Origin of the sequence: Streptomyces violaceorubidus (assembly GCF_000717995.1) — a bacterium.
GTDB classification, from domain to species: domain Bacteria; phylum Actinomycetota; class Actinomycetes; order Streptomycetales; family Streptomycetaceae; genus Streptomyces; species Streptomyces violaceorubidus.
In genome coordinates, this window is the sequence record NZ_JODM01000028.1 from 54,556 (window position 1) to 69,675 (window position 15,120).

At 73.6% G+C, this 15,120-nt stretch carries 16 protein-coding genes and 1 pseudogene; 11 read left to right on the top strand and 6 right to left on the bottom strand.

The genetic code is table 11. The features are described 5' to 3' along the window. Positions 1 to 17 precede the first annotated feature (17 nt). Positions 18 to 704 (top strand): pyridoxamine 5'-phosphate oxidase family protein, encoded by a 687-nt coding sequence (locus IE94_RS0127300; protein WP_030189371.1) that lies wholly within the window; start codon positions 18 to 20, stop codon positions 702 to 704. A 60-nt stretch (positions 705 to 764) separates the two neighbouring features. On the opposite strand, the gene IE94_RS0127305 is transcribed toward IE94_RS0127300, so the two are convergent. The 3 genes from IE94_RS0127305 to IE94_RS0127315 form a co-directional block, all read right to left on the bottom strand. Next, positions 765 to 1,715: a DMT family transporter gene (locus tag IE94_RS0127305; protein WP_030189373.1), complete on the bottom strand. Its 951-nt coding sequence runs from the start codon at positions 1,713 to 1,715 to the stop codon at positions 765 to 767. A 187-nt stretch (positions 1,716 to 1,902) separates the two neighbouring features. After that, positions 1,903 to 2,907, bottom strand: a complete 1,005-nt coding sequence (locus IE94_RS0127310) for an EamA family transporter (RefSeq protein WP_030189375.1) — start codon at positions 2,905 to 2,907, stop codon at positions 1,903 to 1,905. 108 nt (positions 2,908 to 3,015) lie between these two features. Further along, positions 3,016 to 3,555: a Clp protease N-terminal domain-containing protein gene (locus IE94_RS0127315; RefSeq protein WP_030189377.1), complete on the bottom strand. Its 540-nt coding sequence runs from the start codon at positions 3,553 to 3,555 to the stop codon at positions 3,016 to 3,018. A 220-nt stretch (positions 3,556 to 3,775) separates the two neighbouring features. Between IE94_RS0127315 and IE94_RS39540 the strand changes: the two genes are divergently transcribed. Further along, positions 3,776 to 3,943 carry a hypothetical protein gene (locus IE94_RS39540; RefSeq protein ID WP_037923674.1) on the top strand — a complete coding sequence of 56 codons (168 nt, stop codon included), beginning with the start codon at positions 3,776 to 3,778 and terminating at the stop codon, positions 3,941 to 3,943. A 110-nt stretch (positions 3,944 to 4,053) separates the two neighbouring features. Here the strand turns inward: IE94_RS39540 and IE94_RS37545 are convergent, their stop codons facing one another. Then, entirely contained in the window at positions 4,054 to 4,713 is a 660-nt protein-coding gene (locus IE94_RS37545; protein ID WP_063829745.1) for a PadR family transcriptional regulator, read from the bottom strand. Positions 4,714 to 4,936: 223 nt separating this feature from the next. On the opposite strand from IE94_RS37545, the pseudogene IE94_RS36130 reads away from it, so the two are divergent. Continuing rightward, a pseudogene (locus tag IE94_RS36130) lies at positions 4,937 to 5,745 on the top strand (PhzF family phenazine biosynthesis protein). 44 nt (positions 5,746 to 5,789) lie between these two features. Here the strand turns inward: IE94_RS36130 and IE94_RS0127335 are convergent. Beyond that, on the bottom strand, positions 5,790 to 6,617 hold the full coding sequence (locus IE94_RS0127335) for a CPBP family intramembrane glutamic endopeptidase (protein WP_030189382.1): 828 nt from the start codon (positions 6,615 to 6,617) through the stop codon (positions 5,790 to 5,792). An 81-nt stretch (positions 6,618 to 6,698) separates the two neighbouring features. Then, positions 6,699 to 8,216, bottom strand: coding sequence for a glutamate-cysteine ligase family protein (locus IE94_RS0127340; protein WP_030189384.1), 1,518 nt, complete (start codon positions 8,214 to 8,216; stop codon positions 6,699 to 6,701). A 559-nt stretch (positions 8,217 to 8,775) separates the two neighbouring features. Here IE94_RS0127340 and IE94_RS0127345 point away from each other — a divergent pair. The 8 genes from IE94_RS0127345 (at position 8,776) to IE94_RS0127380 (ending at position 15,066) form a co-directional block, all read left to right on the top strand. Beyond that, on the top strand, positions 8,776 to 9,360 hold the full coding sequence (locus tag IE94_RS0127345; protein WP_030189386.1) for a hypothetical protein: 585 nt from the start codon (positions 8,776 to 8,778) through the stop codon (positions 9,358 to 9,360). A gap of 286 nt (positions 9,361 to 9,646) precedes the next feature. Next, the gene (locus IE94_RS0127350; RefSeq protein WP_030189388.1) at positions 9,647 to 9,850 is read left to right on the top strand and encodes a DUF5999 family protein; all 204 of its coding nucleotides are present in this window, start codon (positions 9,647 to 9,649) and stop codon (positions 9,848 to 9,850) included. 224 nt (positions 9,851 to 10,074) lie between these two features. Continuing rightward, positions 10,075 to 11,136, top strand: coding sequence for a LacI family DNA-binding transcriptional regulator (locus IE94_RS0127355; RefSeq protein ID WP_051777702.1), 1,062 nt, complete (start codon positions 10,075 to 10,077; stop codon positions 11,134 to 11,136). Positions 11,137 to 11,230: 94 nt separating this feature from the next. Further along, positions 11,231 to 11,626 (top strand): TOBE domain-containing protein, encoded by a 396-nt coding sequence (locus tag IE94_RS0127360; protein WP_030189391.1) that lies wholly within the window; start codon positions 11,231 to 11,233, stop codon positions 11,624 to 11,626. A 206-nt stretch (positions 11,627 to 11,832) separates the two neighbouring features. Further along, positions 11,833 to 12,669 carry a molybdate ABC transporter substrate-binding protein gene (gene modA / locus IE94_RS0127365; protein WP_106978037.1) on the top strand — a complete coding sequence of 279 codons (837 nt, stop codon included), beginning with the start codon at positions 11,833 to 11,835 and terminating at the stop codon, positions 12,667 to 12,669. Continuing rightward, positions 12,666 to 13,526 (top strand): ABC transporter permease, encoded by an 861-nt coding sequence (locus IE94_RS0127370; protein ID WP_030189395.1) that lies wholly within the window; start codon positions 12,666 to 12,668, stop codon positions 13,524 to 13,526. Before modA ends, IE94_RS0127370 begins: the two co-directional genes overlap by 4 nt. After that, entirely contained in the window at positions 13,523 to 14,620 is a 1,098-nt protein-coding gene (locus IE94_RS0127375) for an ABC transporter ATP-binding protein (protein WP_030189398.1), read from the top strand. The genes IE94_RS0127370 and IE94_RS0127375 overlap by 4 nt, the downstream gene beginning before the upstream one ends. A 26-nt stretch (positions 14,621 to 14,646) precedes the next feature. After that, entirely contained in the window at positions 14,647 to 15,066 is a 420-nt protein-coding gene (locus IE94_RS0127380) for a TOBE domain-containing protein (protein WP_030189400.1), read from the top strand. Positions 15,067 to 15,120 lie beyond the last annotated feature (54 nt).

Consider the following 15,120-nt stretch of genomic DNA (forward strand, 5'->3'; position numbering starts at 1 on the left):
GTGCATTGGAGACCGCCATGCAGGGGACCACGGGGACACCGCCGCAGCCCACGGACACCTATCCGCCCACCGACCGCACCGTCCCCACCCGCTCCCCCGACCGGGCCGCGTACGACAAGGAACTGGTGCACTCGATACTCGACGAGGGCTACGTCTGCCACCTCGGCTTCGTCCGCGACGGCGCCCCCGTGGTCCTGCCGACGCTGTACGGCCGGGTGGGCGAGCGGCTCTACGTGCACGGCTCGACGGGCTCGCGCCCCCTGCGGATGACGGGCGCGGCCGACCCGGGGCTGCCGGTCTGCCTGACGGTGACGCACGTGGACGCGCTGGTGCTGGCCCGCTCGGCCTTCCACCACTCGATCAACTACCGGTCGGTGGTGGTGCACGGCACGGCGTACGAGGTGACGGACCCCGAGGAGCGGCGCACGGCCCTGGACGCGCTGGTCGACCACGTCGTCCCGGGCCGTTCCCGCGATGCGCGGCCGGCCGACAAGAAGGAGCTGGCCGCCACCGCCGTGATCCGGCTCGACCTGGACGAGGTCTCCGCCAAGCTCCGCACCGGCGGGGTGAGCGACGAACCGGAGGACCTCGGCCTCCCGCACTGGGCCGGTCTCGTCCCGTTGCGCAAGGGGTACGAGGCTCCGGTCGCCGATCCGGCGCTGGCGCCCGGCATCGCGCTGCCCGACTACCTGTCGGCCGGGTGACACCGTCCCGCGCGTCAGGCCCCGGCCCTCGGACCCGGGTCCCGCGGGAGGGCCCCGCCGTCACGCCGGCGCAGGTCGAGTCCGTGCCTCCCGCGCGGCCCGCGTCTCCGCCACCGCGAGCCCCGCGACCGAGCCGAGCATCAGCAGGGTGCCGGCCAGGGTCGCCGCCGTGAGGTGCTCGCCGAGCAGCAGGACGGCGAGCGCCGCGGCGCTGACCGGCTCCAGGAGCATGATCACGGAGACGGTGGCGGACCGGACGACGGCCGCTCCGGCGAAGTAGAGCCCGTAGGCGAGGGCGGTCGGGACGGCGGCGACGTAGGCGAGGAGCCACAGGAGCCGGACCGGTTCGGTGCTGTGCGGCACCAGGCCCTCGACCAGGGCGAGCGGCAGCAGGCACAGACTCGTCACGGCGAACGCCCCCACGGACGTGCCGGCCGCGTCCGTCCGGCCGTCCCGGCCCCACCAGCGGGTGAGCAGGGTCATCACCGAGTACCCGGCGGCGGACAGCAGCGCGAGGAGCACACCCGACAGGCGGACGGTCGTCCCCCCGCCGCCGAGGACGAGCACCACGAGCCCGGCGAGCGCGCCCACGACCGCCGCGGCGCCGCCCGCCCCGAGGTGTTCGTCGAGGGCGAGGCGCGCGCCGAGGGCGATCAGCACGGGCCCCGCGCCGAGGGTGACGACCGTGGCCACGGCGAGCCCGGTGGACTGCACGGCGGCGAAGTAGGCGGTCTGGAAGACCGCGAGCCCGATGCCGGTGACAAGGGCGCGCAGCGCCTTGCGGGCGAAGGGTTCACGGACGGCCGGGCGCCCCCGCGGACGCAGCGGGCGGGCGGCGAGCAGCAGGACGAGCCCCACCGCGCAGCGCCAGAACGACAGGGCGACGGGACCCATGTCGCTGGCGCGGTAGACCAGTGAGGCGGCGGCACCGGCGGTGCCCCAGGCGACACCGGCGACGATCAGATAGAGGAGGCCACGCCCGACGGGCAGGCCGGAGACGGCGTTCGACACGTTTTCTCTCCGCAGACGCGCACGAGGCGCAGAAGTTCGGGGCGGCCCGGAGCGACCGGGGCGCGGGGACCTTCGTCTGCGGGCAGCACCGTCCGGCCCGGCGACAGCGCGCCGGGCTCGTCACAGGGGCCCGCCTCAGGCGGCCGGAGGCGGGAGGACGAGTGCGTCGGCATGCATGATCCGCCCCCTAGGTCGCCGTGCCCCGGCTCGCCAACTCCCTTTCGGGCCCCCCACCGGCCACCGGGTCCGCGGAGCCCTTCGCGGGGGTCGAGGACTGGGCGATCAGGGCGCCGGCCAGCACCACGACGCCGCCGACGATCTGCGGGGCGGAGAGGTGCTCGCCGAGCAGCACCCAGGCCAGGACGGTCGCGATGACCGCTTCGAGACAGGCCACGACTCCGGCGACCTGCGGCGACAGCCGGCGCACGGCCACGATGCCGGTGACGTAGGCGAGCACGGTGGCGATGAGCACGATCCAGGCCAGCAGCAGGGCGGCGGCGACGGGTGTGCCGTCCATGCGGGCGGTGCCGGTGAGGACGGACCAGTCCATCGACCAGGGGCGGGCCACGACGGTGAGCACGGCGGCACCCACGAGCAGGCCGTAGGCGATGACGCCGAGCGGGTCGGGCGCCTTCTCCCCGGCGTCGCTGCCCTGGTCGGACAGGACGAAGTAGCCGACCTGGCAGCAGGCGGCGCCGAGCGCGAGCAGCAGTCCGAGGGCGTCGAAGCCCAGTCCCGACCAGACCTCGACCACACAGGCGAGACCGCCGACCGCCAGGACCACCCCGAGCGCGGCGGCGCGCGTGACCGGCCGCCGCTGTACGAACCGCACCCAGCCGAGGACCAGGGCGGGCGCCAGGTACTCGACGAGCAGCGCGACGCCCACCGGGATGCGGGAGATGGCGGCGAAGTAGCAGGCCTGCACACCGGCCACGGCGAGCAGGCCGTACCCGGCGACCAGCGCGGGACGGCGGCGCGGCAGCGTGCGGTGGCGCACGGCGAGCGGCAGCATCACCAGGGCCGCTCCGGCCACCCGCAGCCACACCACGTGGAGCGGATCGAGTCCGGCCTCGATCAGTGGTTTGGCCGCGACCCCGGAACCTCCGAAGGCGACCGCGGAGGCCAGTGCCAGTCCGAGCCCGGTGCCCTTGCCGCGGTTGCCGCGGGCGCTGTCAGTCGTATGCACCGGCACATGATGACAGGGGTCGACATGAGCGTCACCCCCAATGACACCTGTCTCAGCGACTGGACGGCCGAGTGGCGCCCGGGGGCGGGTGCGGCGGGTGCGGCGGGAACGTGCTCAGGATGTCGGCTCGACATGACTCTCCACGCGGGCGAGCACGGCGGGCGGTTCGACGGCGGCGCGGGCCAGCACCTCGACGGCCCGCGTGCGCGGGTCCGCGACCAGGGCGGCGAGCAGGTCCACGCCAGCGGCCCGCGCGGCCCCGCGCCGGGCGGCGCGGGCGCAGGCGTCCTCCAGGGCCGCCGCGGCCGGGGCGGAGAACCCGGCGGTGCCGGTGACGACCGGCACGGCGCCGGAGTCCTCGACGGAGCTCTGCCAGCGCAGGCCGTATCCGATGCTGCGCTGCACGAGGTAGCCGAGGACGCGGACGATCCGCGGCCCGTCCCCGAGCAGCTCACGGGCTTCCGCGTCGCACTCCAGCAGCGAGTGCAGCAGGTGGGCGGTGTCGATCTGCCGGTCCCCGTCCCGCACCGCGCGGCGGCGGGCACCGGAGACCGCCGAGGCCAGTTCCGCGCTGAACCTGTCCTCGAGGTCAATGCCGTCCGGCCACCGGCCGCCTTGCTCGCCGGCCGACTGCCGGGGGATACGGGGTTGCACATCGCCCAGCTCATCAGTCCCGCCGGGCCCGGTCATCCCCGACGGGAAGCATTTCGCCGTCCCACACAGAGTGGACCCGCCGGGACGGAATCTCCTCCTTGGGGATGAGATCAGGCCGTTCCGGCCTGCCGGGCGCGCGCCGCCTTGCCTCGCGCCCCCTGGGGCAACCGAATGGCTTGCTCGCGGGTCGAACAGGGGCATGAGGAGCAGGTGCTGGCTCGTGGCACTGCCCGCCGTCGACGGCAGGCAGTACGTGTACCGGGTGGACGCCCCCGCGGAGGCGCTGCTCGCCGACCTGTTCTGGGATGCCTGGCACTGCCACGACGAGAGCGCCTTCCCGCGCGCGTGGGACGTCTTCGACGCGGCGGTGATACGACGGGTCGACTGACCGCCCCCCACGGACACTGCACCCGCGCACGAAGGACCCGAAGGACGCGAAGGACAGGAAGGAGGGGCCTCGCGGATCTCCTCCGCGGGGCCCCTGCGTCCCGGTGGGTGTCAGTCCTCGTCGGCGAGGATCAGGTACAGCTTCTTGCGGGCGTCACCGATGACGGCGAGCGCCTTCTCCCGCTGCTCCTTGCTGCCGGTCTTCCAGACCTGGCCGAAGGCCTCCATCAGTCCGAATCCGGCCTGCCGGATGTCGTTGAGCGCCTCCCAGTCGACACCTCGCGAGGCCTCCTCCCAGGGTGCCTCCGGGCCTTCCTCGGCCGCGGTGCGGCCCGCCTGGGTGAGCGCGAAGAGCTTCTTGCCGCCCTCACTCTCGCTGGCGATCAGCCCCTCGTCCTCCAGCAGCTGGAGGGTGGGGTACACCGAACCGGGGCTGGGCTTCCACGCCCCGCCGCTGCGCTCGGCGATCTCCTGGATCATCTCGTAGCCGTGCATCGGCCGGTCCTTCAGGAGGGCCAGGATCGAGGCCCGTACGTCACCGCGCCGGGCCCTCCCCCTGGGTCCGCCGCGCCCTCGGCCGCCCCAGGGGCCCCCGTGTCCGAAGCCCGGCCCGAAGGGCCCGCCGGGGCCGCCGGGGCCACCCGGCCCGAAGGGGCCGAAGGCCGCACGCCGGCCGTCGAAGCCGCCTCGGCCGAAGGGTCCGAAGGGGCCTCCTTCTCCCTGTCCGGGGCCGTGTCCACCGTGTCCACGCTCGTATCCGTGGTTGCGCATCGCCATCACTCCATTCAGTCGTTGATCAGTCGCGATAACTCAACGATATATCGGAAGCATTCGCATGGCAAGCGGCAAGCCCTTGGAAACTCTGGGCACGCCCCTGGGAAGCCCCCCGGGAGCCCTACGGCGGCGCAGGAGGCCGACTGAGCCCGCGGGAAGCGGTCCAGCACTCCGGAATTGGCCTTGGTGGGCGGCCCCGGGCAGGCTCTAGCGTCGGGGCATGCGCATCCGAATCGTCGACGCCTTCACCGACCGGCCCTTCGCCGGCAACCCCGCCGGGGTCCTGCTCCTCGACGCCTTCCCGGACGACGACCGGCTCCAGCGGATCGCCCTGGAGGTCAACCACTCCGAGACCGCGTTCGCCCACCGCCTGCCCCGGGCGGCGAGGCCGACTGGGCGCTGCGCTGGTTCACGCCGGCCGCCGAGGTCGCGATGTGCGGCCACGCCACGCTCGCCACCGCCCACGTCCTGCACACCACGGGCGCCCACCGGGGAGCGGTGCGGTTCGCCACCCGCAGCGGCGTCCTGGTGGCGACGCCCCACGAGGACGGCTCGATCACCCTGGACTTCCCCACCGCGCCGCTCACCCCGGTCGAGACCCCGGCGGGCGTCGCCGCGGCCCTGGGCACCGAGCCCCGTACCGTCCTGGACACCGGGCCGAACGTCGGGGACCTGCTGGTCGAGGTCGCCGACGAGGAGACCGTCCGCGGCCTGACGCCGGACCTCGAGGCACTGAGCGCCCACTCCGAGCGCGGCGTCATCGCCACCGCCCGCGCCGAGGACCCGGCCGGCGGCTACGACTACGTCTCCCGCTGCTTCTTCCCCAACGTCGGCATCGACGAGGACCCGGTCACCGGCAGCGCCCACACGGCCCTCGCGCCCTTCTGGTCCGAGCGCCTGGGCCGCCCCGACCTCACCGGCCTCCAGGCATCGTCACGCCCCGGCCGGGTGCGCACCCGGCTGCGCGGCGGGCGCACGCTGCTGAGCGGGCACGCGGTCACGGTGATCGACGGCGAGCTGCTGGCCTGAGCGCGGTCAGGCGCGGGGCGGGGACCCCTACGCGGCGGGGACCCTCACACCGTGGGCAGCCAGTCCACCTTCCCGGCGAGCAGCCCGTAGCCGACGAAGGCCCCGATGTCGAGCAGCGAGTGGGCCACCACCAGCGGGCCCACCCGCCCCCAGCGGCGGTACAGGTAGACGAAGACCACGCCCATCACCATGTTGCCGACGAACCCGCCGATCCCCTGGTAGAGGTGGTACGAGCCGCGCAGCACCGAGCTGGCCGCCAGCGACGCGCCCGTGCTCCAGCCGAGCTGGTCGAGCCGGCGCAGCAGGTAGCCGACGACGATGACCTCCTCCAGGACGGAGTTCTGCACCGCCGAGAGGATGAGCACGGGGTACTTCCACCACACGTCGGGCAGCGCCTCGGGTACCACGGTGAGGTTGAAGCTGAGGCCGCGGGCGGCCAGGTAGAAGGCGATGCCGGTGCTGCCGATGACGGCGGCGACGGCGGCCCCGCGGCCGAGGTCCGGCCACGGGCGGGTGCGGTCGAAGCCGAGGGTGCGCAGGCTGTGCCCCTCGCGCAGCAGGAAGTGCGCGACGAGGGCGACCGGGACGAGTGCCGTGGTGATCCCGAAGAGCTGCCAGGCCAGGTCGAGCCAGGGCCGGCCCGGCGCCGCGGAGGCGTTGAGGGTCGCCGCCTGGTCCTTGAGCCCGCCCGGCCGGGTGAGCGAGCCGACGAAGCTGATGAGGGCGGAGACACCGCTCGCGCCGAGCGACAGCGCGAGCACGAGCAGCGTCTCGTCACGCAGGATCCGCCGTGAGAGCCGCTCCTCGGTCAAGGGCTGTTCACCGAGTCGCTTCTGAGGGAACGCGTCGTCCACCGGGCCCGCCTCCGCCATGCACACCTGCCTCCAGCTGGGACGTCACAGCTTGCCCGATCAGTATGGGGCGGCGCGCGGCGGGGGCGGTCCCGGCGGCGGTCAGCTCAGCGGCACCGCTTCGGGCAGGCCCACCGGCCACAGGTGCACGGGGTCGCCCTCCCGCATCAGCTCGACGTAGCGGCGGGTCGTGGCGGCCAGGGCGGCCTCCCGGGACAGACCCGCCTCCAGCGCCCGGTGGAAGGTGGCCGCCTGCCACGAGGCGCCGTTGACCCGACGCCGGCACCGCTCCTCGATCACGCCGAGGTAGAAGTCCCGGTCGGCGGGCTCCACGCCCCAGGCGTCCAGGCCCGCCTCGGCGAGCGGCAGCAGTTCGTCGCGGACGAGGACGGCGGCGTCGACCTCGGTGGTGCCGCCGAGACGCCCGCGCCGGGGCCACTCGAAGCGGGCGTCGATGCCGTGCCGGCACGCGGCCTCGAAGTTGGCGGCGGCGGCCTCGAACGGCAGCCGGGTCCACACCGGCCGGGACTCCTCGGCGAGCGCGCGTACGACGCCGTAGTAGAAGGCGGCGTTGGCGATGACGTCGGTGACGGTGGGGCCGGCGGGCAGCACGCGGTTCTCGACGCGCAGGTGCGGGACGCCGTCGGCGATGTCGTAGACGGGGCGGTTCCAGCGGTAGACGGTGCCGTTGTGCAGGACGAGCTCGGAGAGCGAGGGCACCCCGCCGGCGTCGAGGACCTCCAGCGGGTCCTCGTCGTCGCAGATGGGCAGCAGGGCCGGGAAGTAGCGCCGGTTCTCCTCGAACAGGTCGTAGGCCGAGGTCACCCACCGTTCCCCGAACCAGGTGCGCGGCCTGACCCCCTGGGCCTGCAGTTCGGGCGGGCGGGTGTCGGTGGACTGCTGGAACAGCGGGGGCCGGGACTCCCGCCACAGTTCGCGGCCGAAGAGGAAGGGCGCGTTGGCGCCGAGGGCGATCTGCGCGGCGGTGACGGCCTGGGCCGCGTTCCACACGGCGGCGAAGCGGTCCGGGGTGACCTGCAGGTGCAGTTGCACCGAGGTGCAGGCGGCCTCCGGGGCGATCGACTTGGAGGTGCAGGTCAGGCGCTCGATGCCCTCGATGTCGAGGGTGAAGTCCTCGCCGCGGGCGGCCACGATCTGTTCGTTGAGCAGGGCGTAGCGGTCGACCGCGGAGAGGTTGGACGAGACCAGGTCGTCCCGGTCCAGCGTCGGCAGAATGCCGATCATCGCGATTCCCGCGTCCACCTCGCCCGCCTTGCGGTCCGCATATGCCAGGGACGTACGGATCTCCTCGGCGAGCCGGTCGAATACCCGGCCGCCGAGGCGGTGGGGGGCAATGTTGACCTCGAGGTTGAACATGGCGAGTTCGGTCTGGAAGTCACGGCTCGCGATGCGTTCGAGGACTTGCGCATTCAACATTTTCGGCATCCCGTCGGCACCGACGAGATTCAATTCGATCTCCAGCCCCATCAGGTTCTTGGGACGGTCGAACCGCTTCTCCGCCAGAAGTCGCTCCAGACCCGTCAGGCACCGCTGGAGCTTCTCGCGGTAGCGCTGGCGATCGGACAGGTCGAACTGACCTGCCACGACCTTCTCCCCCATGGAAGAGTCCCTTCTCGGAGCGATGAGTGGAAGATCCGGCCGCCGCTGGCCGGTGGCCGGTCAGGTGGGATGATGCCCAGCCGAAGCGATCGATAACGTCCCCGGACCGGACCGGCAGCCGCTACGCTGTGCCGGTGTGACCGGTGGCACATTCACCGGGCATGGCGCGCGGAGCAGTTTCCCGGGCCGGTAACTCGTGAAAAACGCCGACGACAATTGGCCGACCGCTCGGTGAGCATTCCCGGAGGTCATCGCGGTACACCCGGTCCGAAAGCCGGAAAATTCTCGCATATCGGCGGCCGAATTCAACCTTGTACTGGTTACCCGGATCGGCTAGCCGAAACACAGTGTGAACACATGTCGTATAAACTCCGCGGACAAGGCAGCGGATCGGCGCCCACGGTCGAAGGATCCTGCCGTCGCGCCGCCGCGCGGCAGGCCTCTCCCGCATCTCGGTTCCCGGACCCGGCCCCTGCCTTCCCCAGCTCTGTGAGCCGACAGCGTCGTCCGCCCTGCTCCGCCCTCGTGCCACCGTGCCTTCGAATGAGAGGCGACCCTCATGCCCCTGCGTGTCCCCCAGGCCCCCGTGCCCGCCCTGCGCTCCGTCCTCACCGCCCTCTCCTCGCCCACCGCGGTCCGCGAGGCCCGGACCCCCGCGCTGCTCGGCGCCCAGGGACCCGCCACACCCGAACTGCCGCTTCCGGTGCACGTGCTCGACCGGGTCACGGCGCAGGGCGTGGCGGCCACGCGGCTGGCCGGGTGGCGGTTCCACATCCGCTGCGGGGAGCGTGTGGTGGCGGCGGCGGAGACGATGTTGACGCCGGACGGCTGGGCCTTCTCGCACTTCTTCGAGGGCCCCTACGTCGCCTCGACCGAGCGCGCGCTGCGGCAGGCCGAGTCGGTGACCCAGCCCTACCAGCCGCGCCTGCTCTCCGTTCCCGAGCTGTACATGCTGACGCTGTGGCTGCACGGCGACTGCACCGCGGACGCCGGCGCCGGTCACCCCGCGGCCAACGACCTGCTGGTGCCGCTGGCACCGGCCCCGCCCGGCATCGCGGCGCACCGGCCGCACCGGGTCGCCGAACTGCTGCCGGTCCTCACCCACCGGGTGACGCCGACGCGCCTGCTGGGTTCCCCCGCCTGACCTGCCCCGCCGCACCTCTCCCCCGCCCACCCGCGCGGACTAGCCCCATCCGGCCATGCCGAACCACCCGAAGTGACAGTGCTGTTGAGCTGAACCGTCCGCGCGGGTGACGCGTCATCAACCTGTGAGAAGCGGTGCTGCGAAATACCTGCGGATCGACGCCCGTGGGGCAACACTGGGTTCGGAACGACTCACACAACGGGGGGCGGCCATGAACGAAGCTTCACGCCGCGGGACAGACCAGACAACGAACACACCCATCACCACGGACCGAGAGACCCCACTCATGTGCCAGCACCAGCCACCGTGCCCCTCAGCCGTCTCCGCCGACCGGGAGTCCGCCCGTCTCGTGGCGCACCACCCGGAGCAGGGCTGGAGCCTGCTGTGCAACGGTGTCGTCCTCTTCGAGGACACCGGTGAGCTTCTGCCGGACGGTCAGGCCATCGCCCCGCATCGCCCCGTCGGCGCGGGCCTGACGACAGCCGCCTGACCACCCGCCGGGGCGGCGCCACCGCGCCCGGTGCATCTCGGGGCCGGCCCGCAGCCATGGCTGCGCACCGGCCCCCACGCGCGTCCTGGGACGGTCACTGCGCGTCATCTGCCCTCACCGACGGGGTGACGGCCCGGTTTCCTGGTCCGGAACGCCTTCCCCCGCGCGCCCCGTTTCCGGAAGACTCCTGGAGATTGCGGTCGGTCTCGGCGGGGGTGGGGAAAGTGGTGGCGGACGAAACCCGGGCCGAAACGGCCTCCGGCCGCCCAGGCAGGGTCACGATCACGGACATCGCCCGCCGCGCGGGCGTCTCGGTACCGACCGTGTCCCGCGTCGTGAACGGCCGCTCGGACGTGTCGCCCGGCACCAGGGCGCGGGTGGAGGAACTGCTGCGCCGGCACGGGTACCGCAAGCGCGCCGCGGCACCCGGCCGCCGGGCCGGACTGATCGACCTGGTCTTCAACGACCTGGACGGCCCCTGGGCCGTGGAGATCATCCGCGGGGTCGAGGAGGTGGCCCACGCCGCCGGGGTCGGCACCGTGGTCTCCGCGGTCCACGGACGCTCGGGCGACGCCCGTCAGTGGGCGCGCAATCTGCGGGCCCGGGCCTGTGACGGCGTCGTTCTCGTCACCTCCGCCCTGGACCCCGTGCTCCACCAGGAGCTGCGGATCCTCGGCGTACCGCTGGTCGTCGTCGACCCGGCGGGCTCCCCCGCCCTCGACGTGCCGACCGTCGGCGCCGCCAACCGGTCGGGCGCTCTGGCGGCCACCGAGCACCTGCTGGCTCTGGGACACCGCAGGATCGGCCTGATCGCCGGGCCGCCGCGGCTGCTGTGCTCGCGGGCCCGCCAGGACGGCTACCGCGCCGCCCTGGAGGACGCCGGCATCGCGGTGGACGAGTCCCTGATCGTCCCCGGCGACTTCCGCCACGAATCGGGGTTCGCGGCCTGCGGCGCCCTGCTGGGCCGGCCCGAGCCGCCGACGGCCGTCTTCGCGGCCTGCGACCAGATGGCGCTCGGCGCGATCGAGGCGCTGCGCCGGCGGGGCCTCAGGGTGCCGCAGGACATGAGCGTCGTCGGTTTCGACGACCTCCCGGAGGTCCGCTGGTCGGCCCCGCCCCTGACGACCGTGCGCCAGCCGCTCGCCGACATGGGCAGGGCTGCCGCGCGTACCGTGCTGTGCCAGCCCCGCGACGAACGGCCGGACCCGCCGCGGGTCGAACTGGGCACGGACCTGATCCTCCGTTCCAGCACGGCACCCCCGCCCGGGGCGGCGGCCTCCGACTGAGCGCTCCCGCGATCCTCACCCTCGTCGCCGCCGGCGCCCGGCGTCGGCGGGCCCCGAGTCCGACGTCGCGCTCCCGCGGCCTATCGTGACCGGCATGCAGTCCTACACGATCGGCCAGGCGGCGCGGCTGCTCGGCGTCAGCCCGGACACCGCGCGCCGCTGGGCCGACGCGGGCCGGATCACCACCCGCCGCGACGAGGGCGGGCGGCGCGTCGTCGACGGACGCGACCTGGCCGCGTTCTCGGTCGAACTCGCCCGTTCCGGCGGCGCCGACGAGGAGACCTCGCACACCTCGGTCCGCAACGCGTTTCCCGGGATCGTGACCGCGATCAAGCTCGGGGACGTCGCCGCCCAGGTCGAGATCCAGGCCGGTCCGCACCGGCTCGTCTCCCTGCTGACCAGGGAGGCGGTGGAGGAACTCGGCCTGGAGGTCGGCGTGGAGGCCACCGCCCGGGTGAAGTCGACGAATGTCCATATCGACAGGACGTGATCGCCCCGCCGGATGACGCGCGACGGCACCCCGGAGACCGTGCGAACGCACATGCCAGTCTTTTGTCACACGTAGCTTGCTCATGCGATGAGACAGGAGACATACCCCTCGCAGATGCGGAAGTATGATCGACGCAATGGGGGGCACCGTTCACTCGGCCGCCGAGCGGTCGGCACCTGCCCAGAACGCCGAGGGAGTGGCCCGTGATGACCCGTTCCGTGCCCAGGATCCACCGCATCCGCCGAACCGCGCGGATGGCCGCCGCCGGAGCCGCCGCGCTGCTGGCCCTGAGCGCGTGCTCGTCGTCCTCGGACACGGACTCCGACTCGGGTACGGACTCCGCCGCCTCGTCGTCCTCCGCAAAGCTCTCCGGCCAGGTCACCGTCTTCGCCGCCGCCTCGCTCAAGGAGAGCTTCACGACCCTCGGCGAGACCTTCGAGAAGCGGCACCCGGGTACCGAGGTCACCTTCAACTTCGCCGGCAGCGACACCCTGGCCGCCGGCATCATCGGGGGTGCCCCCGCTGACGTGTTCGCCTCCGCCAGTCCGAAGACGATGGCCACCGTGACCGACGCCGGTGCCGCGGCCGGCACCCCCGCCACCTTCGTGCGCAACCAGCTGGAGATCGCCACCCTGCCCGGCAACCCCGACCACGTCTCCTCCCTGAAGGACCTCACCGGGTCCGGCCTCAAGGTCGTGCTGTGCGACCGGAACGTGCCGTGCGGCGCGGCGGCCCGGAAGGCCCTGGAGGCCGCCGGCCTCGAACTCACCCCGGTCTCCTACGAGCAGGACGTCAAGGCCGCCCTCACCAAGGTCGAGCTGAAGGAGGCGGACGCCGCGGTCGTCTACAGGACCGACGTGAAGGCCGCCGGCGGGAAGGTGACGGGCGTCGACTTCCCGGAATCGGCCGAGGCGGTCAACGACTACCCGATCACCCTCCTCAAGGACGCCCCCAACGCCGACGCGGCCAGGGCGTTCGTCGAGCTGGTGAAGTCCGCCGAGGGGCAGCGGGTGCTCACCGGAGCCGGGTTCCGCACCCCGTGACCGAGTCCGCCGCGCCGAAGCCCGCACCGACCGGAGCCGACCCCGGGACCGGTGGACCGCGCCGTTCCCGCCGCCGGGGGCGCACCGTGCCGCTCCCCTTGCTGGTGCCCGCCCTGCTCGGCCTGGCCTTCCTGCTGCTGCCCCTGCTCGCCCTCGTGATCCGCGCACCGTGGAGCGGTCTGTCGGAGCAGCTGTCGAGCCCCGAGGTGTGGCAGGCCCTGCGGCTGTCGCTGCTGTGCGCGACGTCCGCGACCGTGCTGAGCCTGCTGGTGGGCGTGCCCCTGGCCTGGCTGCTGGCCCGAACCGACTTCCCCGGCCGTGGGTTCGTCCGTGCGCTGGTGACGCTGCCGCTGGTGCTGCCGCCGGTGGTGGGCGGCGTCGCGCTGCTGCTGGCCTTCGGACGGGACGGGGTCATCGGGCAGTGGCTCGACGCCTGGTTCGGGATCACCCTGCCGTTCACGACGACGGGCGTCGTCCTCGCGGAGACGTTCGTGGCGATGCCGTTCCTGGTCATCAGCGTGGAGGGCACCCTGCGCGCCGCCGACCCGCGCTACGAGGAGGCCGCCACCACCCTGGGCGCCTCCCGCTTCACCGCGTTCCGCCGGGTGACGCTCCCGCTGATCGCGCCGGGCATCGCGGCGGGTGCCGTGCTGGCCTGGGCGCGGGCCCTGGGCGAGTTCGGGGCGACGATCACGTTCGCGGGCAACTTCCCCGGTCGGACCCAGACCATGCCGCTGGCCGTCTACCTCGCCCTGCAGAACGACCCGGCGGCGGCGATCGCCCTCAGCCTGGTGCTGCTGGCCGTCTCCATCGCCGTACTGGCAGGTCTGCGGGACCGCTGGATGAGTGCGTCATGACCGACACCGGTGAACGGAAGGCCGCCATGGACGCCCCCGAAGCCCCTCGGAGCGAGGTCGGCCTGGACGCCCGGCTCGTCGTGGACCGCGGCACCTTCCGCCTGGACGTCGCGCTCACCGCCGCGCCCGGCGAGGTCGTGGCCCTGCTCGGACCCAACGGCGCGGGCAAGACCACCGCCCTGCGCGCGCTCGCCGGTCTGGTCCCGCTCAGCGGCGGCCACCTGCGCCTGGACGGCGCCGAGCTGGACCGTACGCCGCCGGAGTCCCGCCCGGTCGGCGTCGTCTTCCAGGACTACCTGCTCTTCCCGCACCTGACCGCCCTCGACAACGTCGCCTTCGGACCGCGCTGCCGGGGCGCGCGCAAGGCGGAGGCCCGGGCGCGGGCCGCCGCGTGGCTGGACCGCATGGGGCTGGCCGGTCACGCGGATGCCAAACCGCGCCGCCTCTCCGGCGGCCAGGCCCAGCGCGTCGCGCTCGCCCGCGCCCTGGCCACCGGTCCCCGGCTGCTCCTGCTGGACGAACCGCTCGCGGCCCTGGACGCCAGGACCAGGCTGGAGGTGCGGGCCCAGCTGCGCCGCCATCTCGCCGAGTTCGAGGCCGTCGCCGTCCTGGTCACGCACGACCCGCTGGACGCCATGGTGCTGGCCGACCGGCTGGTCGTCATCGAGGACGGCGCGGTCGTCCAGGAGGGCGGGCCCGCCGACATCGCCCGCCGGCCCCGCACGGACTACATCGCCCAGCTGGTCGGCCTGAACCTCTACCGGGGACGGGCCGAGGGCCACACCGTGCGGCTCGGCACGGGCCCCGCCATCACCACCACCGAGGACCTGGCGGGCCCGGTCTTCGTCGCGTTCCCGCCGAGCGCCGTGACCCTGTACGGCGCGCGCCCCGCCGGCTCCAGCGCGCGCAACCTGTGGCGCTGCGAGGTCGCGGGCCTGGAGTCCCACGGCGACCAGATCCGTGTGGACCTCACGGGCGAACTCGCGCTCGCCGCCGACCTCACCACGGTCGCCGCGGCCGAGCTGGGCCTGCACCCGGGCGCACCGGTGTGGGCGGCGGTGAAGGCGACGCAGACCCACGCATACCCGGCATAGCGCCTCGCCCGGGCTACGGTGCCCCCATGAGCCTGAGCATCCGCAACCAGCTCCCCGGCACCGTCACCGCCGTCACCCCGGGCGAGGCCATGGCAACGGTCAGGGTCCGCCTGTCCGGGGGCCGGCACCTCACCGCGGCCATCACCCGGGAGGCCGCCGACGATCTCGGCCTGAGCCCCGGAGCGGCCGTCCGCGCCCTGGTGAAGTCGACGGAGATCTCCCTCGCCACCGGCAGGGCCGACGGCCTGTCGATCCGCAACCGGCTGTCCGGCACGGTCACCCGGCTCGTGCTCGGCCAGGTCATGGCGGTCGCGCACCTCGCCATCGAGGACGCCGAGCTCACCGCCGTGATCACCAGGGAGGCGGCCGAGGAACTGGGCCTCTTCGTGGGTTCCGACGTCATCGCCCTCGTCAAGTCCACCGAGGTCGCACTCGCCACCGCGTAGCCGGGGCCGCCCACGGCGAAGGCCCCGCCCGAGGGGGCGGGGCCTTCGGCACGG

Bases quoted from the DNA above. Each gene is read 5' to 3' on its own strand.
- IE94_RS0127300 (WP_030189371.1), top strand. From the start codon at position 18: ATGCAGGGGACCACGGGGACACCGCCGCAGCCCACGGACACCTATCCG.
- IE94_RS37545 (WP_063829745.1), bottom strand. From the start codon at position 4,713: ATGCGCAACCACGGATACGAGCGTGGACACGGTGGACACGGCCCCGGA.
- IE94_RS0127375 (WP_030189398.1), top strand. From the start codon at position 13,523: ATGACCGACACCGGTGAACGGAAGGCCGCCATGGACGCCCCCGAAGCC.
- IE94_RS0127340 (WP_030189384.1), bottom strand. From the start codon at position 8,216: ATGGGGGAGAAGGTCGTGGCAGGTCAGTTCGACCTGTCCGATCGCCAG.
- IE94_RS0127380 (WP_030189400.1), top strand. From the start codon at position 14,647: ATGAGCCTGAGCATCCGCAACCAGCTCCCCGGCACCGTCACCGCCGTC.
- IE94_RS0127345 (WP_030189386.1), top strand. From the start codon at position 8,776: ATGCCCCTGCGTGTCCCCCAGGCCCCCGTGCCCGCCCTGCGCTCCGTC.
- IE94_RS0127350 (WP_030189388.1), top strand. From the start codon at position 9,647: ATGTGCCAGCACCAGCCACCGTGCCCCTCAGCCGTCTCCGCCGACCGG.
- IE94_RS0127360 (WP_030189391.1), top strand. From the start codon at position 11,231: ATGCAGTCCTACACGATCGGCCAGGCGGCGCGGCTGCTCGGCGTCAGC.
- modA (WP_106978037.1), top strand. From the start codon at position 11,833: ATGACCCGTTCCGTGCCCAGGATCCACCGCATCCGCCGAACCGCGCGG.
- IE94_RS0127335 (WP_030189382.1), bottom strand. From the start codon at position 6,617: ATGGCGGAGGCGGGCCCGGTGGACGACGCGTTCCCTCAGAAGCGACTC.